Here is a 23,622-nt window from a genome sequence, read left to right as displayed (position 1 = left end):
ATCATGTGGCGTGGCGAAGGTTGCGGGCATGAACCTGAAGACGACCTCCCGCGCCACTGCCCGGCTGCGCCTGACCGCGCTCGTCGCGGTGCCCGTCCTCGCCTTCTCGGCGGCCTGCGGCGTCGGTGACGACGCCGGCGGCGCGAGGGAGAGTGACGACATCGCCTCGGTGCCGGACGCCCCGTCGGCCTCGCAGCCCGCGAACAGCGACACCGGCCCGAGCTCCCGACCCGCCGGGAAGAGCGCCTTCTACGACGCCCAGGTGAAGTACGTCCAGTGCATGCGTACCAAGGGCGGCTACAAGGACTTCCCGGACCCGAAGCTCAGCGGCCACCTCGACTGGGCGAAGGTCGACGAGATCGCGTCCCAGCCCGGCCAGATGGAGGCCGCCAAGGGCGGCAAGAACGCCGTCTGCGGCCCCGAACTCCAGAACGCCATGACGGCCGAGCCCAAGCGCGACCAGCAGAAGGACTACGAGTCGATGCTCGCGCACGCCAAGTGCATGCGGGACAACGGCGTCTCCAAGTTCACCAACCCGACCATGAGCGGCGGCAACGCCCAGCCGGGCGGCGACCCGAACCCGGCGTCCCCGTCCATCGACCATGAGTCGCCGTCGTACAAGCAGGCCCGCGAGGCGTGCAAGACGAAGCTGCTCGACGGTCTGGACGGCATGCAGTGAAGCGCCGCACCATCTTCCTCACGCTCGGCGCGGTGAGCGTTGCCGTCGCCGTCACCGGGGGCGGCCTGCTCCTCGGCGACGGCGGCGACGCGGGCGCCTCCGGGAGAGGCGGCGACCTGCCGCCCGCCACCGCGACCGTCGTCCGCACCGACCTCGTGCAGTCCAAGACGGTCGACGGCAAGCTCGACTTCGCGCAGCGCCGCGCCGTCAAGTCGGCCGTCGAGGGCACGGTCACGGTGGCCGCTTCCGAAGGGAGGACGCTGACCATGGGGCAGGCACTGTACGAGCTGAACGACAAGCCCGTCACCCTCCTCTACGGCCCGGTCCCGATGTTCCGCGAGATGAAGGCGGGCGACCGGGGCAGTGACGTACTTCAACTGGAGCGCAATCTGCGCGACTTGGGGTACGGGTCGAAGCTGTACGTCGACACGCGGTACGACAAGGGCACCGAGGCCGCCGTCAAGCAGTGGCAGAAGTCCCTGAACCGCGACAGCACCGGCAGGGTCGGCAGGGGCGACGTCGTCTTCCAGCCCGGCCAGGTCAAGGTGGTCTCCGCCGACTCCGCGCTCGCCGACCAGGTCGGCCCGGACAAGCCGGTCCTGACGATCGCCTCCACCAAGCCCGTCGTACGGGCGGAACTGGAGCAGACCGACGGCGCGCTCACCGCAAAGGGCACCAAGGTCGAGGTCACCCTGCCGAGCGGGAAGACCGTGGCCGGCCGGGTCGTCGGGACGGTGCGTCCCGAGGAGCTTGCCTCCGAAGGCGGTGCGGGCGCCCAGGAGGGCATCACCGTCGAGGTCGTCCTGGACGGCGGGGTGAGCGCCGCGTCCGGCGAGGACGCCAAGGCGTCGGCGAGCGTGAAGTTCGTCAGCGAGGCGCGCAAGGGAGTCCTCGCGGTCCCCGTCGAGGCGGTCGTCGCCCTGCGCGGCGAGAACGGCGGCTACGGCCTCCAAGTCGTCCGGGGCGCCACCTCGAAGATGGTGCGGGTGGAGACGGGCATGACCGCCGACGGGCAGATCGAGGTCAGCGGCCCGGACGTGCGCGAGGGCCTGAAGGTCGGAGTGGCGACGTCATGACGGTCTCATCGGACGCGGTGATCGAACTGCGGGACGCCACCAAGTCGTACCCCGGCGGCGTCCACGCCCTGCGCGGAGTGAACCTCACCGTCGCAGAGGGCGAACTGCTCGCCGTCGTCGGCCCGTCCGGCTCCGGCAAGTCCACGATGCTCCACATCATGGGCACCCTCGACAAGCCCACCACGGGCACCGTCCGGGTCGCCGGGTACGACGTGTCCGCGCTCTCCGACTCCCGGCTGTCCGCACTGCGCGCCCGCCACATCGGCTTCGTGTTCCAGCACTTCCACCTGGCGGCGGGGCGCGACGCGGTGGACAACGTCGCCGACGGGCTGCTGTACGCGGGCGTACCGCTGAAGGAACGGCGCACGCGTGCGCGGGAAGCGCTCGCCAAGGTGCGACTGGACCACCGCTGCTCGCACACGCCGAACGAGCTGTCCGGCGGCGAGAAGCAGCGCGTGGCCATCGCCCGCGCCCTGGTGGGAGACCCCCGGCTGCTGCTGGCGGACGAACCGACCGGGGCGCTGGACACCGCGTCCGGCGAGATCGTCATGGAGCTGCTGCACGAGCTGAACGCATCCGGCACCACCATCTGCGTGATCACCCACGACAACGAGATCGCGGACTCGCTGCCGCGCCGGGTCCGCTTCAAGGACGGCGAGATCGTCTCGGACGCGCGCTGCGACGCGCGCTCCGCCTCCCGTACGGAAGAGGTCGGTTCATGAGGAACGACCTCAAGCCCTCCCGCCTCTCCCCCCGCGACATCCTCCGCGTCGGTGCGGTCGGCCTGCGTGCGCGTCGCGCGCGCGTGGTGCTCTCGGCGCTCGGCATCGCCATCGGTATCGCGACCATGGTCGCGGTCGTCGGCCTGTCCGAGTCGAGCCGCGCGGACCTGATGGCCCAGCTCGACCGCCTCGGCACCAACCTCCTCACCGCCGAGGCGGGCAAGGACGCCATGGGGCAGGAGGTCAAGCTCCCCAAGAACGCGGTCGCGATGGTCGAGCGCGTCGGTCCGGTGCAGCACGCCACGGCCACCGCCAACGTCGACGCCCGCATCCGCCGCAGCGACGTGGTCCCCGAGGAGCGCACCGCCGGCGTCACCACCCAGGCGGCCCGCCTCGACCTGCTGTCCGCGCTGGGCGGCGAGGTCGACAAGGGCGCCTGGCTGAATCCGGCCGGCGAACGCCTTCCGGCGACGGTCCTCGGCGCGGTGGCGGCGGACCGCCTCGGCATCACCCGCGCCGGCGAGACGATCATGATGAACGACACGCGCGTGGTCGTCGTCGGCATCCTCAAACCGCTCGAACTGGTCCCCAACCTGGACCGGGTGGCCATGGTCGGATTCCCCGCCGCCGAGCGCTACTTCGGCTTCGACGGCCACCCCACCACCATCTTCGAGCGCTCCACGGACGCCTCGGTGGAGGACGTACGGGCGGTCCTGGCCCGCACCATCAGCCCCGGCAACGAGGCGGGCGTCAAGGTCTCCCGCCCCTCGGACGCGCTGGCCGCCAAGGCCGCCACCGACGAAAGCCTGACGACCCTGATGCTCGGCCTGGGCGCGGTGGCCCTCCTGGTCGGCGGTGTGGGCGTCGCCAACACCATGGTCATCTCCGTCCTGGAGCGTCGCCAGGAGATCGGCCTGCGCCGCTCGCTCGGCGCGACCCGCAACGCGATCCGGCTCCAGTTCCTGACCGAGTCGCTGCTGCTGTCGGCGCTGGGCGGGGCGACGGGCGCGCTGCTGGGCGCGGCGGCGACGTTCGTCTTCGCGCGGGTCCAGGGGTGGACGGCGGTGGTCCCGCCCTGGTCCCTGGCGGGAGGCCTGGCCGCCACCCTCCTGATCGGCGTGGTCGCGGGCCTCTATCCGGCGATCCGCGCCTCCCGTCTCCACCCGACGGTGGCGCTGAACGCGACGTGATGCGGCGGCGTACGGGGCGCCCTCTTGCGGCGGCGCCCCGTACGCCCCCTGAGCATGCGACGTCACCGGTCCCGAGGCCCTCGAGGCCGTAGCCGAGGCCGGAGGCGTCCCGGCAGCCCGAGCCTTGTCTCAGTCGTCGGCCAGCAGCTCGTCCGCGTCCACGATCCGGTACGCGTACCCCTGCTCCGCCAGGAACCGCTGGCGGTGTGCCGCGAAGTCCTGGTCGATCGTGTCCCGCGCGACCACCGAGTAGAACCGCGCCTCGTGACCGTCCGCCTTCGGCCGCAGCACCCGGCCGAGGCGCTGGGCCTCCTCCTGCCGGGAGCCGAAGGTGCCCGACACCTGGATGGCGACCGTCGCCTCCGGCAGGTCGATCGAGAAGTTCGCGACCTTGGACACGACCAGGACCGAGATCTCGCCCTGGCGGAAGGATTCGAAGAGCTTCTCGCGCTGCGCGTTCGGCGTCTCGCCCTTGATGACCGGCGCGTCCAGATGCTCGCCGAGCTCGTCGAGCTGGTCGATGTACTGGCCGATGACCAGGGTCTGCTCGCCCTGATGCTTGGCGACCAGCGCCTCCGTCACCTTCCGCTTGGTCGCGGTCGTCGCGCAGAAGCGGTACTTCTCCTCCGTCTCGGCGGTCGCGTACGCGAGCCGCTCGGAGTCGGTGAGGTTGACCCGTACCTCCACACAGTCGGCGGGCGCGATATAGCCCTGCGCCTCGATCTCCTTCCACGGCGCGTCGAAACGCTTCGGCCCGATGAGAGAGAAGACGTCCGACTCCCGGCCGTCCTCGCGCACCAGCGTCGCCGTCAGGCCGAGCCGCCGCCTGGCCTGCAGATCCGCGGTGAACTTGAAGACCGGCGCGGGCAGCAGATGCACCTCGTCGTAGACGACCAGGCCCCAGTCGCGGGAGTCGAAGAGCTCCAGGTGGGGATAGATCCCCTTCCGCCTCGTCGTCAGCACCTGGTACGTGGCGATGGTGACCGGCCGGATCTCCTTCTTCGTACCGCTGTACTCGCCGATCTCCTCCTCGGTCAGCGAGGTGCGCTTGACCAGCTCGTGCTTCCACTGCCTGGCGGAGACCGTATTGGTCACCAGGATCAGGGTCGTCGCCTTGGCCTGCGCCATCGCACCGGCCCCGACCAGCGTCTTTCCGGCGCCACAGGGCAGCACGACCACACCCGAGCCGCCGTGCCAGAAGCCCTCGACGGCCTGCTTCTGGTACGGGCGCAGCGCCCAGCCGGACTCGTCCAGCTCGATGGGGTGCGCCTCGCCGTCGACGTACCCGGCGAGGTCCTCGGCCGGCCAGCCCAGCCGCAGCAGGGTCTGCTTGATCTGACCGCGCTCGGAGGGGTGCACGGCGACCGTGTCCGGGTCGATCCGGGGCCCGACCAGCGGCTGGACCTTCTTGGACCGGAGGATCTCCTCCAGCACAGGGCGGTCGGTGCTGGTCAGCACGAGCCCGTGGACGGGGTGCTTGGAGAGCGTGAGGCGGCCGTATCGGGCCATCGTCTCGGCGACGTCGACGAGGAGAGCGTGCGGGACGGGATAGCGGGAGTACTCCACGAGGGCGTCGACGACCTGCTCGGCGTCGTGTCCGGCGGCGCGGGCGTTCCACAGGCCGAGCGGGGTGAGCCGGTAGGTGTGGATGTGTTCCGGGGCACGCTCCAGCTCCGCGAAGGGCGCGATGGCGCGACGGCAGGCGTCCGCCTGCTCGTGGTCCACTTCGAGGAGGAGGGTCTTGTCGCTCTGGACGATCAGGCAGGACACGCATACCTCACAGTTGGGCTCGCCCACATGGACACCGAACCCACCAGGGTACGCGCTCTGCCCGGAGCCAGGCGCGCTACGGGAGTCCCGACCAGTGCGCCCGGCATGCGTGCTGCCATCTGAGTCCGTCCCTCCAGGGAGAGGGAGGAGTCGACGTCACAGTCGACGTCACCTGAGCGCCGGCGCGCAGCGTGCGAAGCCCTGTGCAAGCCGCGTGGCTGGGACGACCGTCTTGCACGTTCCACGGTCGACTTCGCAGAGATCATGCGCATCACGGAGAACGCCCTGTGCTGGTGTACGCACGGTTGCTACCGCTGTCATGCGGAAGCCACAACCTCCCCGGCCATGACCTGGGGAGCGTTGGGGAGCAGTGACGCAAGGTTGTCCCGTACGAAGTCCGCCGCCCTCGAGATCGATTCCTCGGCACCCGCCTGGTCTTGGAAGACGCTGGTCGAGACCATCACTCCGTCCCCGGCATCGACCCAGTAGTAGGCCACGAAGCCGGAGACCTGGCGCATGAGCGGCACGAACCCCTCGTTCACGAGGCGTCCCGCCTCGGCCGGCTCGGTCACCCCTTCGTACCGCCGGACCGCTGCGTACATCGCCAAGCTCCTCACGGGGTTCTGGGTTCGCTTTCTGCTGAGACCTCGTACCCCTGCGACAGCTGCCTGGCTCATGAGGCGTCCGGCAATCACCTGAAGGGCCGCCTCAGCTGATCCGAACGGTGGCTTTCAGCGGCGTCCGCAGCGCAGGGCGCTGGGCGTCCGGGCTGCCTCTTCGCCCTCTTCTGCACGAGGGCACTCATGGTGTTCGTCCGGGTCGTCTTCAGACCGTCAGGCCTGATCGCGGCGGCCGGGGGCATCCGGGAACGCATGACGACACAAGCGGAAGACGCCGGGGCCCGCCGGGCTCCGGTTCGGGTCTCATGGGGCAGAACCGTCCTGCGGGCACTGATCGTGGTGGTGGGGTTCGTCGCGCTGGTCGCCTTCTCCGCCGTACTGGCCAGGCTGACCCTCACACCCTCGCAGACCTCCGCGGACATCGCGGGAGCCAATCTCCGGCCGGGGCACTCGCTGCGGCAGTACGCCGAGGACTACACGTTCCTCGCCGCCTGCAAGCAGATCGGCGGCAACCTGGTGCTCGGCGCGCCGTTCGGGCTGATCCTGCCCGTGCTGGTGCCGCGCAGGCTGCGGATGGTGCGGGTCGTTGTGCTGACCGGTCTGGTGATGGTGCTGGTGGAGCTGGCGCAGGGCGCCATCGTCGAGGGGCGTGCCTTCGACGTGGACGACGTGATCCTCAACACCGGCGGTGCGCTGATCGCGTACCTCCTGCTGGGACGCCGGATCGGGCACCGCTTCCACGCGCTCGCCGTGCCGCGCGCCGCGGTCGCGGACGCGGACCCCGACGAGCGTGCGGACGTGGACGAGCGTGTGCACGCCGACGAGCGTGCGGACGTGGACGAGCGTGTGCACGCCGACGAGCGTGCGGACGTGGACGAACGTGCGGAGGGGGACCGGAAGCCGAAGGCCGCGCCGTACTGGATGAAGGCCCGGGTACGGCCGGGGGCCGGGTGGCCGGCCGCGCGGACCGGGGTCGTGGACCGGTTCAGGCGGGGTCGTCCGCGAGTTCGGCGACGCCCGTGATGCGGTGCAGCGCGAACGTACGGACTTCGTCGGCCGTGTGGTCGTACGCCGTGACGAAGCCGCCCTCGACACGGACGGGTGCGATGACGCGCTGGCTGGCCGCGCCGTCCGCGTTGACGTAGCCGATCCAGACGGCGGAGCCGGTCATCGCCGCGGCCTGGACGGTGGCCAGGGTCTCGGCGGAGGTGGTGCGGGGGAGTTCGCCGTTCTTCGCCGGCTCGGGCACGGGCTTGCGTACGACGGTGGCCGCGAGGTCGCCCGCGCGGATCGCCTTCACCGCGGCGCCGAGCAGCGTCCCGCCGGGCACCGGCGGCCCGTCGGGCACGGGCGCGGGCGCCGTACGGGGCGGGGTGCGGCGGGCGTGGGCGCGGGTGATCAGTACATCGCCCTCCAGGGACTCGGCGGCGGGCGCGTAGCCCATGGCGCGCAGCCCTTCGAGCAGCGACGCCGGGTCGACCTGAGCGGCCAGGACGGTGGGCGCGATGCGGCGCAGCCGCAGGCCCTGGGACCGCTTGTCGGCGAGGATCTCGCCGAGCATCGCGTCGTCGTCGCAGCGTACGTAGGCGGAGGCGGCGCCGATCCGCAGATGGCCGTGGCGGCGGGCGACGTCGTCGATGAGGTAGCTGAGCGGCTGCGGCACGGGGGTGCGGGAGTGCGTGGCCAGGAAGATGTGCAGGTCGGAGGCGGACTGTCCGGCGTCCAGGGCGCGGCGTACGGAGCCGGGCGTGAAGCGGTAGACGGTCGCGCCGCCCTTGGACTCGATGTCGGCGAGGACGGCGAGCGTCTCGGCGAGGGGCCGTTCGAGGGGGCCGGGGGCGACGGCGGTGAGGTCGGCCTGGAGGAGGACGTGGTCGAGGGGCTGGGGGAGGAGGGGCGCGAGCGCGGCGGCCGCGCGTGCGGCGGCTTGCGCGGAGGGCCCGTCGGGCACGGAGACGTGCGGTGCGTGGGTGGCGGGGCGGGTCAGCGGGTCGGCGGGGTACTCGGGCGCGGGGGACAGCAGGCCGGACGACGCGGTGGCGCCCGGCGCGGGCCCGGCAGTTGCGGCGGCAGCTGTTCCGCCAGCTGTTCCGCCAGTTGATCCGGTCGCTGTTCCGAAAGCTGTTCCGAAAGCTGTTTCGGGCGCGCCGGTCGTCGGGGCGCCCACGCCCGCCGCGGCGGCAGAGACGCCCGTGCCGGCAGAGACCCCCGTGCCGGCAGAGGCGTCGGGCTTCCGCTCCGGCGAGGCTCCCGGGCCCGGCGGGCCCAGCAGTTCCCGCGCATGCGTCGCGAGCGCACCCCGGCCCGTGATGCCCAGCAGCTCCGTCTCCCTCAGCGTCCACGCCGCGATACGGGAGCGCAGGTCGGCCGGACCGCCCGCCGCGCTTCTGGCGGCTCTCGCGTCGCCGCCCGTCACCCCGATCCCGCCGCTGCGCAGCGGGCGCTCCCAGCGCAGGCGGTCCAGCACCGTCTCCGGGTCCGGGGCCGTGCCCGGCGGGAGGGTGGCCAGCAGGTCGAGGACCCGGCGGCGGACCTCCAGTGCCGCCGAGCGGTCAAGGTCCGGGCCGAGGGCGGAGAGCGTACGGCCCTTGGCGTCCTGACTGCCGATCAGGCCCGGCGTACGGGTCGCGGTGAGCCAGGCCGTGGCGAGGACCGTCCACCGTTCCGGCGCCGGGAGCGTGAGCCAGTCGTCGTACGCGGGCGTCGGCGCGTACCGTTCGTCCGCCTCGCCGTCCGGCGCCAGCAGGCCTGCCGCATAGGCCAGTTCGAGCCAGAAGCCGGCCATTTGCTCGGTGGTGTCCAGCGCCGTGGCCGTGCGCTTGAGGTCGCGTACCGCAAGGCCGCCCGAGCGCAGCACGGCCGGGCCGCCCTCGTGCCAGTCCTTCAGCAGGTCCTCGACCGTCGAGAGCGCGGTGAAGGCCTGGCCCGCCGCCGTACTGTCCACAACCTGTGGACGGCCCTGGGTGATCGACGCGGTCGCGGCAGGCGTGATCGCGGGCGGCACCGGCTCCGGCATCCGGTGCGCGCGCCCACCGCGCAGATGGAGCGCCGCCTCGCGCGGCAGCACGACCGTGCGCGGCGACGCGGGCAGCAGCAGCCCCCGGTCGCGCAGCCACCGCACCGGCGGGGTCGGGCTGGCCGTCACCTCGCCGTACGGCGGACCCCACACCAGCCGGTCCAGGACCGTCAGCGCCTCCGGCGGGGCGGTGTCCAGGAGCGCCGCCATCCGCGTCCGGTCGGTGAACAGCGAGGTCAGCGCGGCGACCGCGGAGACCGGGTCATGCGTCGTCGCCAGCCCGGCGGCCGCCAGGATTTCCTGCAGCCGGCCCGGCGACATCCCGGCGGTGGCCTCGGCGACGGTCGGGCCGAGGCCCGTCGGGGAGGGGCGGGTGGGGGACGGGGCGAGGAGTTCGCGCGCGGTGCGCACCAGCCGCAACCGGTCGCCGCCGCCCCAGATCAGGGCCTGGGTGCGCAGCACACCCACGGCGTGCCGCAGGGCCGCCTCGATCGTCGCGTTGCCCTCGTCGCCGGTCAGCAGCGCCTGGAGGGTGGCGTACGGGGCGGGTTCGGGGGCCACGGCAAGCGCCTCGGCGGTCTGCAGGGTGAAGCGGTCGAGCCGTTCCAGTGCCCGTACGACGGAGGCCCGGGTACCGGCCCGGGTGGCCAGCTGGGACAGGTCGTTCGGTACCGGGTTCAGCAGATCGGGGCGGGCGCGCAGCAAGGCGGCCAGCTCCTCGTCGCCGCGGGCGCGCAGGGCTTCGGCAAGCGTGCGTGGACTGCTTCCTTCGGGCATGGTCCCCATCCGCCCCACGGTAGTCGCTGGAACGCTACCGTCGGGGACAGGTCGGCCCGGGAAGAGCGGGCGGCCCGGCAGGGAACGTCAGGGGAACGCCGGTGGGGATCGAGAGTGATCAGCTCGTCTACGACTATCTGAGCCAGGTCGGCGACCTGGCCCAGCAGTATCAGCTGCCGTCCGGCACCCGTATGCGGCTGGTGTCGACGCTGCGCACCGAGATCGACCGGCAGCGGGCCGGATTCGGCGGTGACAGCCCGGCAGCCGTACGCCGCATCCTCGGCAGGATCGGTACGCCGGACGAAGTGGTCGCGGCCGCGTCGGAGGACGGCGACGGAGCTCTGCCGAAGGCGCCGAAGCCTTCGCAGGCGGCGGTGCCGAAGCCCGAACCGGCCGCTCTGCCGCTGCAGCGCGGGCGTCGTCGCATTCCGCGGCCGCGCAGATCGGCGGCTCCGGAACAGTCCGGGACCCCGTCGAACCCGGGGATGCCGCCCGGCGCGTCGCCGCCGCATCTGGCCGGGATGGACGAGCTGGGGCCCTCGGGCAGCGAGCCCGACTGGTGGCGGATCGAGCCGGGGCCGTTCGGGGCGGGCGAGTCCGTGGCCGGGTTCCAGGGTGGTGTGGAGATCCCGGAAATACTGAAACCCCCGCCGTCCAAGGAGGAACTCGAGGAGGAGGACCGGCAGGACGCGGAGAATCCGGAGGACCTGGAGGGCCCGGAGGGCTCGTACGCGCACGAGGAGTACGAGAACGGCGAGTACGCAAACGAGGAGTACGGGGACGGGGACGGCGGTGGCGCGGCGCAGGCCTGGGCCGTACCGCGCCGGTGGCGTTTGCGGCTCCGCCGCGGTACCGAGCAGCAGCCCGAACGGGCGGGCCCGGGTAACCCGTTCCTGCTGTTCGCCGCCACGCTGCTGGTCGCCGGGGCCCTCCTCGGCTCCTGGCTGGCGCTCGGCGGCGGCTGGCTCCTCGCGTACGCCTCGCGCCGGCTGTCCCGTGCCGAGGCGAAATGGGCGGTGGCCGGTCTGCCGGGTGCGGCCGCGGCCGGGGGCCTCCTCTGGCTGTGGGGCCGGATCAACGGCCGCTGGGGCGAGCCGATCCCGGAGGAGGGCATGCGCGAGGCGCTGAGCGGCACCTGGCCGTGGGTGGTGCGGGGCGCGGCCGTCGCCTCCGCGCTCTACCTGGTGTGGCGGGCACGGAGGCGCTGACCCGGCCTGCTGGGTACCGGCCATCGGGCCGACGGCCGGCGTGGGTGCGTGCGTGCGTGCGGGCCGCAGCCGCAGTTCGCGTACGACTTCGGCGTGGTCGCTGTGCCTGCCGTGCAGCACGGTGTCGAAGACGGCGGACGGCGGACGGCGCGAGGGTGCGAGGGTGTGACCGGCCTCGACCGCGAGGCCGGTCAGGACCGCGAGCAGCGGGGCCACGACGGCTGCCGCCGTCCAGCCGGTGCGGCGAGGCCGCGAAGCCCCTGGTCCGAGCCGGGCAGCCGGATCCAGCTCCTCCTGGCGTACGCACCCGTACCTGTCCGGGGCGGCGGCATCGGGTGCGCCCGGCGCGAGGCAGCCGGCGCCCCCTCGCAGCGCTGTCCCTCCTCCTCGGCGGTCGCGCAGCCGTACGCTCGCGCGCTCCAGGCGCGGGGCCGGGCGCGCATCGGACATCGGGGCCGCGCGGCCCCCTGGGCACAATGGCCCCTATGGCTTCGCACACGGCATCGCACCCGCTGACGGTCGGCTTCGACCTCGACATGACGCTCATCGACTCGCGGCCGGGCATCCATGCCGCCTATCGGGAGCTGTCCGCCGAGACCGGAGTGTGGATCGACGCCGACCTGGCCGTCACCCGCCTCGGCCCGCCCCTCGAACAGGAGATGGCGCACTGGTTCCCGGACGAGAAGATCCAGGAGATGAGCGACCGGTACCGCGAGATCTATCCCGCCCACGCGATCGAGCCGACCCTCGCGATGCCCGGCGCCCGCGAATCCATCGCCGCCGTACAGGCCCTCGGCGGCCGCGCGATCGTCGTCACCGCCAAGCACGAGCCGAACGCCAAGCTCCATCTCGCCCATCTCGGGATCAATCCGGACGAGGTCATCGGCTGGCTGTGGGCGGAGGCCAAGGCGGAGGCGCTGCGCGAGCACGGCGCGAGCGTGTACGTCGGTGACCACACCGGAGACGTACGCGGCGCGCACACGGCCGAGGCGCTGGCGGTCGTCGTGCCGACGGGGCCGTGCGACGCGGCGGAGCTGCGTGCGGCCGGGGCGGACGTGATCCTTCAGGATCTGACGGCGTTCCCGGCCTGGCTGCGTACGTATCGGGCGGATCCGTCCTGAGCCGGCCGCCGCGACTCTGCGGCTACAGCGCGGTTCTGGCCTGACGCCGCTGCGCCGCGATCGAGCGCAGTACGCCCGCGGCCGCGATCAGGAACCCGGCGCCCATCAGCATGCAGACCGCGTACGCGATCGACGGGAACGGCTCGGTGCCGAGGAACAGCGGGGCCACGGTGATCAGAGTGGCCACGGCGCCGACGATGAAGACGATCGCGCCGACGCGCACCAGCCCGTCACCGGGGGCGGGAGGAGTAGCAGTCATCAGGCCAGGGTAGTTCCCTGCGCAGAGGAACCAACCGGCGACGTCTTGTCACCAGCTCCTGGACCATTAGCCTTGGGGGTGGCGGGTCAGGCGACCCGCTGTAGTGCTATCCAGAGCCGTTTTTGCGGTGCCCAAGTTCGGTGCCCAGCGCCCCAACGAGTACGAGGACGAGGACAGACGTGCCTACCGGCAAGGTCAAGTGGTTCAACAATGAGAAAGGCTTCGGCTTTCTCTCCCGTGACGACGGCGGCGACGTCTTCGTTCACTCGTCGGTGCTCCCCGCCGGAGTCGACTCACTCAAGCCGGGCCAGCGCGTCGAGTTCGGCGTGGTGGCAGGCCAACGTGGTGACCAGGCGCTTTCCGTGACGGTTCTCGACCCGACCCCGTCCGTGGCGGCGGCTCAGCGGCGCAAGCCGGACGAGCTGGCGTCCATCGTGCAGGACCTGACGACCCTGTTGGAGAACATCACGCCGATGCTGGAGCGCGGCCGGTACCCCGACAAGGTCCACGGCGGGAAGATCGCGGGCCTTCTGCGGGCGGTGGCGGACCAGCTCGACGTCTAGGCGCTGCCCGTAGGTGTCGCCCGGCATTCAGACGAAACTCAGCGCATCGCGGCCGAGGGGCGGAACCAGCCCCTCGGCCGCGGCGCGTGTCAGCAGTCCGCGCACCGCCGCGTATCCGGCGTCGCCGAGGTCGGCCGTGAACTCATTGACGTAGAGGCCGATGTGCTGGTCGGCGACGGCCGGGTCCATCTCCTGGGCATGCTCCAGTACGTACGGACGCGACGCCTCCGGGTCGTCCCAGGCCATGCGTACGGACGTACGGGCGGAATCGGCCAGCAGCTTCAGGGTCTCGGCGCCCAGCGACCGCTTGGCGATGATCGCGCCCAGCGGGATGGGCAGCCGGGTCGTGGACTCCCAGTGCTCGCCCATGTCGGCGAGGCAGTGCAGTCCGTAGCGCTGATAGGTGAACCGGGCCTCGTGGATGACGAGTCCGGCGTCGACCACGCCGTCGCGCACCGCCGGCATGATCTCGTGGAACGGCATCACGACGACTTCGCCGACCTCGCCGGGGACGACGTCCGCCGCCCACTGCCGGAACAGCAGGTACGCCGTCGAGCGCTCGCTCGGGACGGCAATGGTCTTGCCCGTCAGTCCCCCGGGGCCTTCGGTCCGGAAGGCGGGCCCGCCGGCCCCGGGCTCGCGCGTCAGGACGAGAGGCCCACAGCCCCGCCCCAGCGCGCCGCCGCACGGCAGCAGCGCGTACTCGTCGAGGACCCAGGGCAGAACGGCGTACGACACCTTCAGTACGTCGAACTCGCCGCGCTCCGCCATGCCGTTGGTGATGTCGATGTCCGCGAACGTCACATCGAGGGCGGGCGCGCCCGGCACCCTGCCGTGTGCCCACGCGTCGAAGACGAAAGTGTCGTTCGGGCAGGGCGAGTACGCGATCTGCAAGGTCACGGCGACTCCTCGAGTACGGGAACGAGCAGCTGGAAGGCGTACCGCAGCGAGCCCAGCGCTTCGCCGATACGCCAGGCGGCGCGGTCGCGCGGGCCGACGGCGTTGGAGACCGCACGGATTTCGAGGACGGGTACGCAGTGGGCGGCGGCGGCCTCCGCCACCCCGAAGCCCTCCATCGCCTCGGCGGCGGCGCGGGGGTGACGGGCGCTCAGCTCGGCGGCGCGGGCGGCGGTGCCGGTCACGGTGGAGACGGTGAGGACGGGCGCGTACACGGCGCCGAGGGACTTGGCGATGCGTGCGGAGAGCTCGGCGGGCGGACGGTGCACGGAACGGCCGAAGCCGAGCTCGTCGACGGGCAGATAGCCGTCGGGGGTCTCGGCACCCAGATCGGCGGCGACGATCGCGTCGGCGACGACGAGGGAGCCGAGGGGGGCGTGGGGCGCGAAGCCGCCGCCGATGCCTGCGGAGACGACGAGGTCGTACGCGTCCAGGGCGAGCGCGGTGGCGGCGGAGGCGGCGGCCGCCGCGGGGCCGACCCCGCCCGCGAGCACGTCCACCTCCACGAGGGAGGGGGAGTGGCGGGACAGGGCGTACCCGCCGGGCAGCCGGCGCGCGTCCGGTGCGGGGCCGGTGAGGCCCGCGGCGACGGAGTCGGCCTCCGCCGCCACCGCGGTCACGACGAGTACGCGCACAGTACGGCCCTCCGGGTCAGGAGGCCTTCTCGAACTGGAAGTGCCAGATGCCGATGACCTTCTTGCCGCTGGTCTCCATGATGCTGACGATGGTCTTGCTCGTGGGCGCGCCGGTCTGGGAGGAGAAGAAGGCGTTGCCCGGGATGGTCCGGTACGTCTTCTTGTACGGCTCCTGCTCGACGGGCTGACCGCCGAAGAGGAGCGTCCAGCCGTTGTCCGCGATCTCCGGGTCGACGCCCATGCGGACCTTGTCGTCCATGGCGACCTTGATGGTCTTTGCGGGCTTCTCGGTGAGGCAGCCCTGGAGCAGCGATTCCTTGATCTGCTTTCCGTCGTTGTAGCAGGCCGCCTCGGTGGTGACAGTGTCCGTCCCGACCGTCACGGTCGCGAGCGGTGTCGGCTTGTCGCAGGCGGAGAGGACGAGGAGCCCGGCGGAGACGGCACCGAGAGCGGCAGCGGCCCGGCGGCGCTTGCCCGAGAAGAACGCAACGGTCATGTGCCGAAGGCTATCGGGCGCCGTCTGTCCTGCCACGCGGGGGTGCGGCGTGCCGGACGGGCCGTTGCTCTGTTGGGCCAGGCGGGGCGCGGCACCGGCGGCCGGGCGGGGGTGCGGTTTCTGCCGTGGGGCGCGGGCTTCGGGTGGTGCTGCCCGGTGCCGGTACCGGCCGTGCGTCGCCCGGGTGCCTCGGCGTGCCCCGGGCCCGGGCAGGTGCGGTGTCTGCCGCGCGGGGCGGCCTTCAGCCGGGGCTCCCCGGCGCCCGGACGGCCGTGCGTCGCCGGGGGGGTTGCCCAGGCCGTGCCCCGGGCGCGGGGGTGCGGTTTCTGCCGTGGGGCGCGGGCTTCGGGTGGTGCTGCCCGGTGCCGGGACGGCCGTGTGGCGCCGGGGGTGCCCAGGCCGTGCGGCCCGGCTGCCGCGGCGCCTACGCCACCCGCGTCCGCGGCGACGCGCTGCCGGCCCGTCTTGCCGCGCCCAGCAGACCTTTCATCGTCGTCAGGACGCCGAGCGCGACGATTCCCGCCGCCACCCACATGCCCAGCGCGCCGTTCAGCGGCAGCGCGATGCCGATCGCGCCGCCCACCACCCATGCCATCTGCAGCAGCGTCTCCGAGCGGGCGAAGGCCGACGTACGTACCTCCTCCGGGACGTCCCGCTGGATCAGCGCGTCCAGCGACAGTTTCGCCAGCGCCTGCGAGAAGCCCGCCGACGCGCCCAGGACCGGCACCATGCCCGCGCCGAAGAACACCGCCGTGGTGATCGCCGCGCCCAGCACCAGCAGCTGCACCGTGGCGATGATCACTTCCGGGCCGCGCGCCTTGAGCCAGGCGCCGACCGTCGTGCCCAGCGCGTTGCCGACGCCCGCCGCGACGCCCACAATCCCCAGCGAGACCGCCGCGCTCTGCCCGGCGAGCGGATGCACGCGCAGCAGGAAGGCGAGGAAGAAGATCAGGAAGCCGGACAGTGCACGGAACGCGGCGTTGGCCTGGAGCCCGTGCAGTACGGAGGGGCCGACCGTACGGAGACTGGGCTTCTTCTCCCCGTGCGTCAGCATGTGCGCCTTGCTCTCGCCCTTCGCCGAGTCGACCTTGTGCGGCATCCTGAACGCCAGGAACGTCCCGAGGACGAAGAGCGCGCACGCCCCGTACAGCGGCCACTGGGGCCCGATGTTCTGCAGCCCCACCCCGATCGGCGCCGCGATCCCGGTCGCCAGCAGCCCCGCGAGCGTCACCCGGGAGTTCGCCTTCACCAGGGAGAAGCGTGGCGGCAGCAGCCGGGGCACGACGGCGCTGCGCACCACTCCGTACGCCTTCGATGCCACGAGCACGCCCAGCGCCGCGGGATACAGCTCCAGGCCCCCCGTGGCGACCGCCCCCGACATGGTCAGGGCGAGCAGCGCGCGGGTGAGCATCGCGCCCGCCATCGCCGCGCGGCGGCCGTGCGGGAGGCGGTCCAGGAGCGGGCCGATGACGGGGGCGAGCAGGATGAAGGGCGCCATCGTGACGGCCAGATACAGCGCGACGCGGCCGCGTGCCTCGTCCGTCGGCACGGAGAAGAAGACCGTGGACGCCAGTGCGACGGTGATCATGACGTCACCCGCGCCGTTCACGGCGTGCAGCTCGATCAGCTTGCCGAGGCCGGACTCGCCCGCGCCGTGCGCATGGGTCGCTTTCCGGATACCGCGTGCCGTGCCGGTGAAGGGAAGATGCAGGGCGCGGCCCACCGTCCGGCCCGCTCTGCCCAGCGGTCCGGCTTCCTCGGACGACCTCGCGGCTGCCACCCCGTCATAGTGCCCCAACCCCTGCCGGGGCGAACCGTGATACGCCGGGTTCGCCCCGGTGGATGCGGCGTGTTCGCCCCTTGTTGGGGCAGGCAGGTGGGCGGGGGGCGGCGGAGAGGGTAGCGTGCGTAGCGCGCCACCGGCGGTTGTTCTCGGCCGCGCGCCTCTTCGGCATCCCGCAGAATGGATGACGTTAGGTGTGCCCGAGACAGGTTGGTCCGGGCGCGGACGTCGATGCGGCCCCCTGGTCCGCTCCGCCTGCGCCCCGTACCTCGGAATCGGCCGGCGCACCCGTGAGACGGCGTAGGAGAGAAGCGAGACCTGTGAGTGCAGCGACGACGCGAAGCCGGACCCCTGACCGCCTGTGCGCCGAGGCGGTAGACCTTGCCCGGTCGGCGGCCGAGGAGGCCGCGGCCCCTGGGGTGGTCGGCGAGCATGTATCCCTTGTCTCGGAGGGTGACCGAGTCGTCACGCACTTCTTCGAGGCCAAGGAAGCCGGATACCGGGGCTGGCGCTGGGCGGTGACCGTCACGCGGGCCTCCCGCGCCAAGGTCGTCACGCTCGACGAGACCGTGCTGCTGCCCGGATCGGACGCGCTGCTGGCACCGGAGTGGGTGCCGTGGAGCGAGCGGCTGCGGCCCGGTGACCTGGGCCCGGGCGACCTGCTGCCCACCGAGGCGGAGGATCTGCGGCTCGAGCCCGGCTTCACGGGTGAGGACATTCCCCCGCCGAACTCCGTGTTCGGCGACGCCGTGCCCTCGCACGACCTGGCCGAGCGCGTCGAGGCGGAGGACGCGGAGCTCACCGACCGCCGGGCCGGCACGGACACCACCATCGACAACGGACGCGGCGCCATCGCGGCCCTCGCCGAGGAGCTCGGCATGCGCCGGGCGCGCGTGCTGTCCCGGTACGGGCTGCATGTTGCCGCGGACCGCTGGGAGGAGTCCTTCGGGGCGAAGACCCCCATGGCCCAGGCTGCCCCTGCCGCCTGTGTCACCTGCGGGTTCCTGGTCCCGATGGCGGGCTCCCTGCGGCAGGCCTTCGGTGTGTGTGCGAACGAGTTCTCCCCGGCGGACGGGCGTGTCGTCTCGCTGACGTACGGCTGCGGCGCGCACTCCGAGGCGGCCGTCATGCCGAAGCCGCCGACACCGGCGCCGCACGTGTTCGACTCGATGGGCACGGACGAGTTCCCGCTGCGTCCGGCGCGTGACGGCGGCTCGGTCTCCTCCGAGCCGGACGGCGAGTCGGAGGATCTCGGCCACTCGTAGCCCCTTCCGGCAGCTCTCCACGATGCCTGCGGCGTGCTGAACGCGCCGCAGGGGGTACCTTCGGCCGCAAGGCAGTACGCGGGTGAAGCGGGTACACCGGAGAGAGCGGAGTCACAGCGTGAGCGTCAGGACGACCGAGTGGGCCGACCCGTTCGGGACGGCACGGCTGCGGCGCGGGGTGCTCGACGCGTGGGGGGCCAGTCCCGCCCGCTTCCGTGAGGACGCCAACGCCGAGGAGGATCTCGCCCTCGGCGGGTACCGCGACCGTCTTGTCGTCGAACTCGCACAGAACGCCGCCGACGCCGCCGCCCGCGCCAAGGTGCCCGGCCGGCTCCGGCTGACCCTGCGGCCCGCCACCGGCGACGAGCCCGCCGTCCTCGCCGCCGCGAACACCGGTGCGCCCCTGGACGCGACCGGCGTCGAATCGCTCTCCACCCTGCGGGCCTCCGCCAAGCGCGAGGGCCACGAGTCCGCCGTCGGCCGTTTCGGCGTCGGCTTCGCGGCCGTCCTCGCGGTGAGCGACGAGCCCGCCGTCGTCGGCCGGCACGGCGGTGTGCGCTGGTCGCTCGCGGAGGCCAGGGAACTGGCCGGGCGGACGGCCCAGGCGAGCCCCGGCCTCGGCGACGAGCTGCGGCGCCGCGACGGGCACGTACCGCTGCTGCGTCTGCCGCTGCCCGCCGAGGGGACGGCCCCCGACGGGTACGACACCGTGGTCGTCCTGCCCCTGCGGGACGGGGCGGCGGTCGACCTGGTGGAGCGGCTGCTCGCCGGGATCGACGACGCGCTGCTGCTGACCCTGGCCGGGCTCTCCGAGATCGTCGTCGAAACCCCGGACGGCGTACGGGTGTTGAAGCGCTCCCAGCGCGACGCATATGTGCACATCGAGGACAGTGCGCAGGGTGACCGGCGCTGGCGGGTCGTGAGCCACGGCGGTGCCATCGAGCCCGCGCTGCTCGCGGACCGGCCCACCGAGGAGCGGCTGCGGCCCTTCTGGTCCGTCACCTGGGCCGTGCCCGTGGACGAGGAGGGCGCGCCGGCCCGGCCGCGTACGGCCCCGGTCGTGCACGCGCCCACCCCCACCGACGAACCCCTCGGCGTGCCCGCGCTGCTGATCGCCTCGCTGCCGCTGGACACCACCCGCCGCCATCCGGCCACCGGGCGGCTCACCGACTTCCTGGTGCAGCGTGCGGCCGACGCGTACGCCGAGCTGCTCGGCAACTGGCAGCCGGTGAGCGTCGGCACCATCGATCTGGTGCCTGGCCCGCTCGGCAAGGGGCAGCTGGACGGCGCGCTGCGGGCGGAGATCCTTCAGCGGCTGCCGCGTACGGCGTTCCTCGAGGCAGCGGCGCCGCGCGACGTGTCCGGCGAGTGGTCCGCCGACACCGGGCTGCCGGATCGCCAGGATGTCTCCGCCGGGCTGCGCCCGATCGAGGCGGAGGTTCTGGAGGGCGCGGGCGCGGAGACCGTGCAGGTGCTGGCCGAGGTGCTGCCGTGCCTGCTCCCCGCGGGTCTCGAGCGCCGCGTGGAGCTGCGTACGCTCGGTGTCGCGCGGGTGCCGCTGACCGAGGCGGTCGACCGGCTCGCCGGCCTCGAGCGCGAGCCCGGCTGGTGGCGGCGGCTGTACGACAGCCTGGCCGGGGTCGACCCGGACCGGCTGTCCGGGCTGCCCGTGCCGCTGGCCGACGGCCGTACGACGATCGGGCCCCGCCAGACGCTGCTGCCGATGCCTCAGACCCCGCCGAATCTGGCCCGTCTCGGGCTGAAGGTCGTCCACCCCGATGCCGCGCATCCGCTGCTCGAGAAGCTGGGCGCGCTGCCCGCGACACCGCGCGCCGTACTGAGGACTCCGCAGGTGCGGGCCGCGGTCGCCGGATCGATGGAGTCGGGGGAGGTGTGGTACGACGAAGTCGGGGACGGTGCCGCCCTGGACGCCGACGAACTCGCGGACACCGTGCTGGCGCTGGTACGGGATGCGCATCTCGAGCCCGGCGACGAGCCGTGGCTGGGCGCGCTGGCGCTCACCGACGAGGACGGGGAGCTGGCGCCGGCCGGTGAACTGGTGCTGCCCGGCAGCCCGTTCGCCTCGGTGATGCGCGAGGGCGAGCTGGCGCTCTGCGACGGGGAACTGGCCGAACGCTGGGGCGAGGAGCCGCTGGCCGCGTGCGGAGTGCTGGCGAACTTCGCACTGGTGCGGGCCACGGACGTCGTCCTGGACCCCGATGAACTGGAGCCCCGCGACGGGGACTTCGCCGAGCCCGACGACACGGGTCTGCTGGACGCGGTCGACGTGTGGTGCGAGGACGTGCTCGACCGGCTGCCGGACACGCCCGTGCCGCCGGTCGCCACGGAGCTCGTGGCCGTACGGGACCTGGATCTGGTGGACGACGACCGCTGGCCGCAGGCGCTGACGCTGCTGGCGCAGCCGCCGCTGCGGGACGCGCTCACCCAGTCCGTACGGATCCTCCTTCCGGACGGGACGACGGAGACGGTGCGCCCGTACACCGCATGGTGGCTGCGCGACCATCCGGTGCTGGACGGGCGGCGGCCGGCGGGGCTGCGGGCGGCGGGCGGGGACCCGTTGCTGGACGGCCTGTACGACACGGTGGACGCGACGGGCTTCGACGATGTGCAGGTACTGCGGGCACTGGGCGTACGCACCTCGGTCGCCGCGCTGCTCGACGAACCGGGCGGCGGGGCGGAGCTCCTGGGCCGCCTCGCAGACCCCTCCCGCAGCGTGTCCGGCGCTCAACTGCACGCCCTGTACACGGCTTTGGCGGACCTCGACCCGGAGCAGGTCACGCTCCCCGACGACCTGCGGGCGGTCGTGGACGGCGAGGTCCGGGTGGTCGACGCGGCGGACGCGGTCGTCGCGGACGCGCCCGATCTGCTCCCGCTGACCGAGGGCCTGCCGCTGCTCCCGGTCTCCCCGGCGCGCGCGGCGGAGCTGGCGGAGCTGTTCCAGGTCCGGCGCCTGAGCGAGACGGTCGAGGCGGAGGTGACGACGGAGGGCGAGGAACACGAGGTCCCGGAGTCGGTCCACGTCCTGCTCGGCCGCGGCACCCCTGCGACGTACGTCGAGCACGAGGAGCTGGTGGCGGGCGGCGTCGAACTGGACTGGCGCCGCACCCCGGACGGTGTGATCCACGCGTCGACCCTGGAGGGCGTGGCGGCGGGCCTGGCCTGGGCGGCGGGCCAGTGGCCGCGCCGCTTCGAGGTGGCGGCGCTGCTGGAGGACCCGTCCCGCACGGAGGAACTGGCCCGCGACCGCTGGTTCGACGCCTCTTCCTGACGGGGGCGTCGTGCCGCCGTCAGGGCCAGGTGCGCTCGACGCGGGGGCGTTGTGCCGCATACGCGGCGGGGCCGCCCTTCTCGATGGCCCGGTATATCGCGCTGCGGTGTGCGTCGAGCCGCTCGACCATCTCGATACTGCGTAGCTGCTGGTTGTCGAGGTAGAAGAAGACGGCTTCCAGGTCCAGCACGGGCCGGATCTCCAGATCCCGCGTCTTGATCCGGCCGTCTTTCGACAGGGGGACCCAGGACTGGTCGAGGCCGTGGGAGATCCACTGCTCATCGGGGATGTCCTGCGCGTCTGTCGGAAAGACGTCGGCGATGCAGTGAACCGCCCATCCGCGCGCTCTCAGTTCCTCCGCGACTCGCCGCCCGAGGTTGCGATCGAGAAAGAACTCAGGCGGCAAGATGCACCACTGCGTGGCACAACGAGTCGACCTGCTCAGGGGTCATGTCGAACTCGTAGGCGATGTCCTCGACGGTCTCGCCGGCTTCCCAGAGGTCGGTGACGGCCTTGACCGGGACGCGATTGGCCGCGATGACGGGAAGACCACGACCGAACCTCGGGTCGATCACGATCGGAACGGAATCCGGGTACTGCCTCAGCCGCAGACTCGAAGGGAAATCGTCGTCCGCGTCCCAGGTCAGGTAGCGGAGGTACTCGGACACCACGTCGTGGATGGGGGCCTGTCCGTCCCGGGCTCTGCGCAGATCGCCGAAACCGTGCTCGACGAAGATGTCCACGCCGTCGGTGGCGATCCGCTTCGAGACGAGGCCGTAGGGGGTGTCGAAGGCGTCCCGCACCGCGGCCGCCGCTTCTCTGATCTCGCTCATCCGCAGGCCGAGGGAGCGCAGGGAGCGCAGGACGTGGGCCTCGGCCACGGCGATGAACGGCACCGAGGGTCGGCCATTGCGCACGGGCTCCACCTGATGCACGAGAGGGGCCCCGGCGGCTCTGCCCTTCAGCCAGGAGGTGAGAGTCGACGACGGAATCTCAAGGTAGGCGGACGTTTCCGCAGGTGTGAGGAGCCCGTCCCTGAACCTGTCGACCATGATCCACCTCCCGCTGCTGTCAGGTCCCGCATCGTCGCACAACCAGGCTCCCACGAGGGGAGCGGCGGCACACGCCTGGCTCAGCATGCCGCTCGCAGGTGATCGTCGTGGGTGATGGCGGGATCTGCCGGGGTCACGTCGTCGGGCGGGCAGTCGCGGCAGCGGCCGGGTTCCGCGGCGCGGAAGGCGCGTTCGCAGCCGCCGTCGCAGGTCTGCCAGGGCAGGACAGGAGGCGTGGCGGCCTGGGTGGGCGCGGCGACGGGCAGGTCGCGGAGCCGGAAGCCCAGGATCCGAGCCGGTCGACAACGGAAGCGGTCCGGGAGGCCGGTGGTGAGGAACTCGGTGATCTCCTCGGGTCCGGTGCCCTGCGCGAGCCACTGGCTGACGGCCGGGGCGAGTTCGGCGACCTCCCGCCGGGACAGGATCAGCCGTCGGTCGCGGATACGCAGCGAGGCGAGGATGGCGACGGCTTGCGGGTCGTCCTCGGCGAGTTGGGGAGGGGGCGCGGTGTCCGGGGCGTCCCCTGCCTCCGGTGCCGTGGGAGGCGTCAGCCCTTGTGCGGGCTCGGGCCGAGGCACAGGACCGGCTTGAGTGGGGGCTGCGGGGCGAGTGCCCGGGGCGGCCTCCGGCCGGGGTGTCTGCGCGGGTACCGGCTCCGCCGCGGGCCTTCGACGATGTGGCGGCGTCGGCGGTGGCGGGCTGGGCAGGCCCCGGCCCGGTACATCGTAGAAGTACGTCCTGGTACGGATCAGTCCGCCGGGCCCGCGCTCGCGGCGCCGCTCCAGGTAGCCGGCGGCCTCCAACTCCCGGAGCGCCCGCGAGATCAGGATCTCGCCCTCCGTGAAGTGATCGCACAGCGTGGCGATGCTCACGGACGCGCCGTCCGGCAGCGAGGCGATGTAGGCCGCGACGCCGACCGTGACCGCGCTTCCGCGGCGCTGCGCAAGGGCGTTGGCGATCACCGTGAAGTCGACGGTGAGGCGCGTACGGACGTGGATCACGCCGGAGGTCGGTGCTCCGGCGTCGGCGCGCAGGCGCGCGTTAGACTGCGGTTCAGCCATCGGGAAGCTACTTCTTCCTGATCGGTCAGGCCCTCGATCGGGATTGCCGTCCCGGCCGGGGGCCGTCATATGTCTGGGGTTGT

At 72.7% G+C, this 23,622-nt stretch carries 21 protein-coding genes; 10 read left to right on the top strand and 11 right to left on the bottom strand.

The window, feature by feature from the left end:
- Positions 1–28: 28 nt before the first annotated feature.
- The 4 genes from OG883_RS29555 to OG883_RS29540 are packed head-to-tail and all read left to right on the top strand — an operon-like array spanning position 29 to position 3,667.
- Positions 29–679, top strand: coding sequence for a hypothetical protein (locus OG883_RS29555; RefSeq protein ID WP_266546981.1), 651 nt, complete (start codon positions 29–31; stop codon positions 677–679).
- Entirely contained in the window at positions 676–1,755 is a 1,080-nt protein-coding gene (locus tag OG883_RS29550; RefSeq protein WP_266546978.1) for a peptidoglycan-binding domain-containing protein, read from the top strand. The genes OG883_RS29555 and OG883_RS29550 overlap by 4 nt, the downstream gene beginning before the upstream one ends.
- Entirely contained in the window at positions 1,752–2,477 is a 726-nt protein-coding gene (locus OG883_RS29545) for an ABC transporter ATP-binding protein (RefSeq protein ID WP_266546976.1), read from the top strand. The genes OG883_RS29550 and OG883_RS29545 overlap by 4 nt, the downstream gene beginning before the upstream one ends.
- Positions 2,474–3,667, top strand: coding sequence for an ABC transporter permease (locus tag OG883_RS29540; protein WP_266546974.1), 1,194 nt, complete (start codon positions 2,474–2,476; stop codon positions 3,665–3,667). Before OG883_RS29545 ends, OG883_RS29540 begins: the two co-directional genes overlap by 4 nt.
- Positions 3,668–3,796: 129 nt before the next feature.
- On the opposite strand, the gene OG883_RS29535 is transcribed toward OG883_RS29540, so the two are convergent.
- Together OG883_RS29535 and OG883_RS29530 are read right to left on the bottom strand one after the other, a co-directional pair.
- The gene (locus tag OG883_RS29535) at positions 3,797–5,437 is read right to left on the bottom strand and encodes a DNA repair helicase XPB (RefSeq protein ID WP_266546971.1); all 1,641 of its coding nucleotides are present in this window, start codon (positions 5,435–5,437) and stop codon (positions 3,797–3,799) included.
- Between the two features lie 317 nt (positions 5,438–5,754).
- Positions 5,755–6,039, bottom strand: coding sequence for a hypothetical protein (locus tag OG883_RS29530; protein WP_266546969.1), 285 nt, complete (start codon positions 6,037–6,039; stop codon positions 5,755–5,757).
- Positions 6,040–6,309: 270 nt separating this feature from the next.
- On the opposite strand from OG883_RS29530, the gene OG883_RS29525 reads away from it, so the two are divergent.
- Complete coding sequence (locus OG883_RS29525) at positions 6,310–7,080, top strand: VanZ family protein (RefSeq protein ID WP_266546967.1); 771 nt, start codon at positions 6,310–6,312, stop codon at positions 7,078–7,080.
- Here the strand turns inward: OG883_RS29525 and OG883_RS29520 are convergent.
- Positions 7,043–9,859, bottom strand: coding sequence for a helicase-associated domain-containing protein (locus tag OG883_RS29520; RefSeq protein WP_266546965.1), 2,817 nt, complete (start codon positions 9,857–9,859; stop codon positions 7,043–7,045). The two genes, OG883_RS29525 and OG883_RS29520, sit on opposite strands and share 38 nt — an antisense overlap.
- 92 nt (positions 9,860–9,951) lie before the next feature.
- Here OG883_RS29520 and OG883_RS29515 point away from each other — a divergent pair, with 92 nt between their 5' ends.
- Together OG883_RS29515 and OG883_RS29505 are read left to right on the top strand one after the other, a co-directional pair.
- On the top strand, positions 9,952–11,058 hold the full coding sequence (locus OG883_RS29515) for a hypothetical protein (protein WP_266546963.1): 1,107 nt from the start codon (positions 9,952–9,954) through the stop codon (positions 11,056–11,058).
- 485 nt (positions 11,059–11,543) lie between these two features.
- Positions 11,544–12,179, top strand: coding sequence for an HAD family hydrolase (locus OG883_RS29505; protein WP_266546960.1), 636 nt, complete (start codon positions 11,544–11,546; stop codon positions 12,177–12,179).
- A 22-nt stretch (positions 12,180–12,201) separates the two neighbouring features.
- Here the strand turns inward: OG883_RS29505 and OG883_RS29500 are convergent, their stop codons facing one another.
- Positions 12,202–12,438 (bottom strand): hypothetical protein, encoded by a 237-nt coding sequence (locus OG883_RS29500; RefSeq protein ID WP_266546957.1) that lies wholly within the window; start codon positions 12,436–12,438, stop codon positions 12,202–12,204.
- Between the two features lie 179 nt (positions 12,439–12,617).
- Between OG883_RS29500 and OG883_RS46855 the strand changes: the two genes are divergently transcribed.
- A complete protein-coding gene (locus OG883_RS46855; RefSeq protein ID WP_323181004.1) occupies positions 12,618–13,001 on the top strand; it encodes a cold-shock protein in 384 nt (127 codons plus the stop codon).
- A 27-nt stretch (positions 13,002–13,028) separates the two neighbouring features.
- On the opposite strand, the gene OG883_RS29490 is transcribed toward OG883_RS46855, so the two are convergent.
- From OG883_RS29490 to OG883_RS29475, 4 genes are all read right to left on the bottom strand, one after another.
- Positions 13,029–13,901, bottom strand: coding sequence for a 1,4-dihydroxy-6-naphthoate synthase (locus OG883_RS29490; protein WP_266546954.1), 873 nt, complete (start codon positions 13,899–13,901; stop codon positions 13,029–13,031).
- On the bottom strand, positions 13,898–14,593 hold the full coding sequence (locus OG883_RS29485; RefSeq protein WP_266546951.1) for a futalosine hydrolase: 696 nt from the start codon (positions 14,591–14,593) through the stop codon (positions 13,898–13,900). Before OG883_RS29485 ends, OG883_RS29490 begins: the two co-directional genes overlap by 4 nt.
- A 16-nt stretch (positions 14,594–14,609) precedes the next feature.
- Entirely contained in the window at positions 14,610–15,089 is a 480-nt protein-coding gene (locus tag OG883_RS29480; protein WP_266546948.1) for a DUF2771 domain-containing protein, read from the bottom strand.
- A gap of 424 nt (positions 15,090–15,513) precedes the next feature.
- On the bottom strand, positions 15,514–16,869 hold the full coding sequence (locus tag OG883_RS29475; protein ID WP_266546945.1) for an MFS transporter: 1,356 nt from the start codon (positions 16,867–16,869) through the stop codon (positions 15,514–15,516).
- Between the two features lie 323 nt (positions 16,870–17,192).
- Between OG883_RS29475 and OG883_RS29470 the strand changes: the two genes are divergently transcribed.
- Both OG883_RS29470 and OG883_RS29465 read left to right on the top strand, forming a co-directional pair.
- Entirely contained in the window at positions 17,193–18,137 is a 945-nt protein-coding gene (locus tag OG883_RS29470; protein ID WP_266546942.1) for a DUF3027 domain-containing protein, read from the top strand.
- Between the two features lie 118 nt (positions 18,138–18,255).
- Positions 18,256–21,426 (top strand): sacsin N-terminal ATP-binding-like domain-containing protein, encoded by a 3,171-nt coding sequence (locus OG883_RS29465; RefSeq protein ID WP_266546939.1) that lies wholly within the window; start codon positions 18,256–18,258, stop codon positions 21,424–21,426.
- A 19-nt stretch (positions 21,427–21,445) separates the two neighbouring features.
- Here OG883_RS29465 and OG883_RS29460 read toward each other — a convergent pair whose 3' ends face one another.
- The 3 genes from OG883_RS29460 to OG883_RS29450 form a co-directional block, all read right to left on the bottom strand.
- Entirely contained in the window at positions 21,446–21,832 is a 387-nt protein-coding gene (locus OG883_RS29460) for a toxin-antitoxin system, toxin component, PIN family protein (protein WP_266546937.1), read from the bottom strand.
- Entirely contained in the window at positions 21,822–22,478 is a 657-nt protein-coding gene (locus OG883_RS29455) for a DUF433 domain-containing protein (RefSeq protein ID WP_266546934.1), read from the bottom strand. The genes OG883_RS29460 and OG883_RS29455 overlap by 11 nt, the downstream gene beginning before the upstream one ends.
- An 80-nt stretch (positions 22,479–22,558) precedes the next feature.
- The gene (locus tag OG883_RS29450; protein ID WP_266546931.1) at positions 22,559–23,539 is read right to left on the bottom strand and encodes a hypothetical protein; all 981 of its coding nucleotides are present in this window, start codon (positions 23,537–23,539) and stop codon (positions 22,559–22,561) included.
- Between the last annotated feature and the right edge of the window lie 83 nt (positions 23,540–23,622).

Source organism: Streptomyces sp. NBC_01142, assembly GCF_026341125.1.
GTDB lineage: Bacteria > Actinomycetota > Actinomycetes > Streptomycetales > Streptomycetaceae > Streptomyces.
The sequence above is the reverse complement of the archived record's forward strand: the minus strand, read 5'-3'. Positions and strand labels throughout refer to the sequence as shown.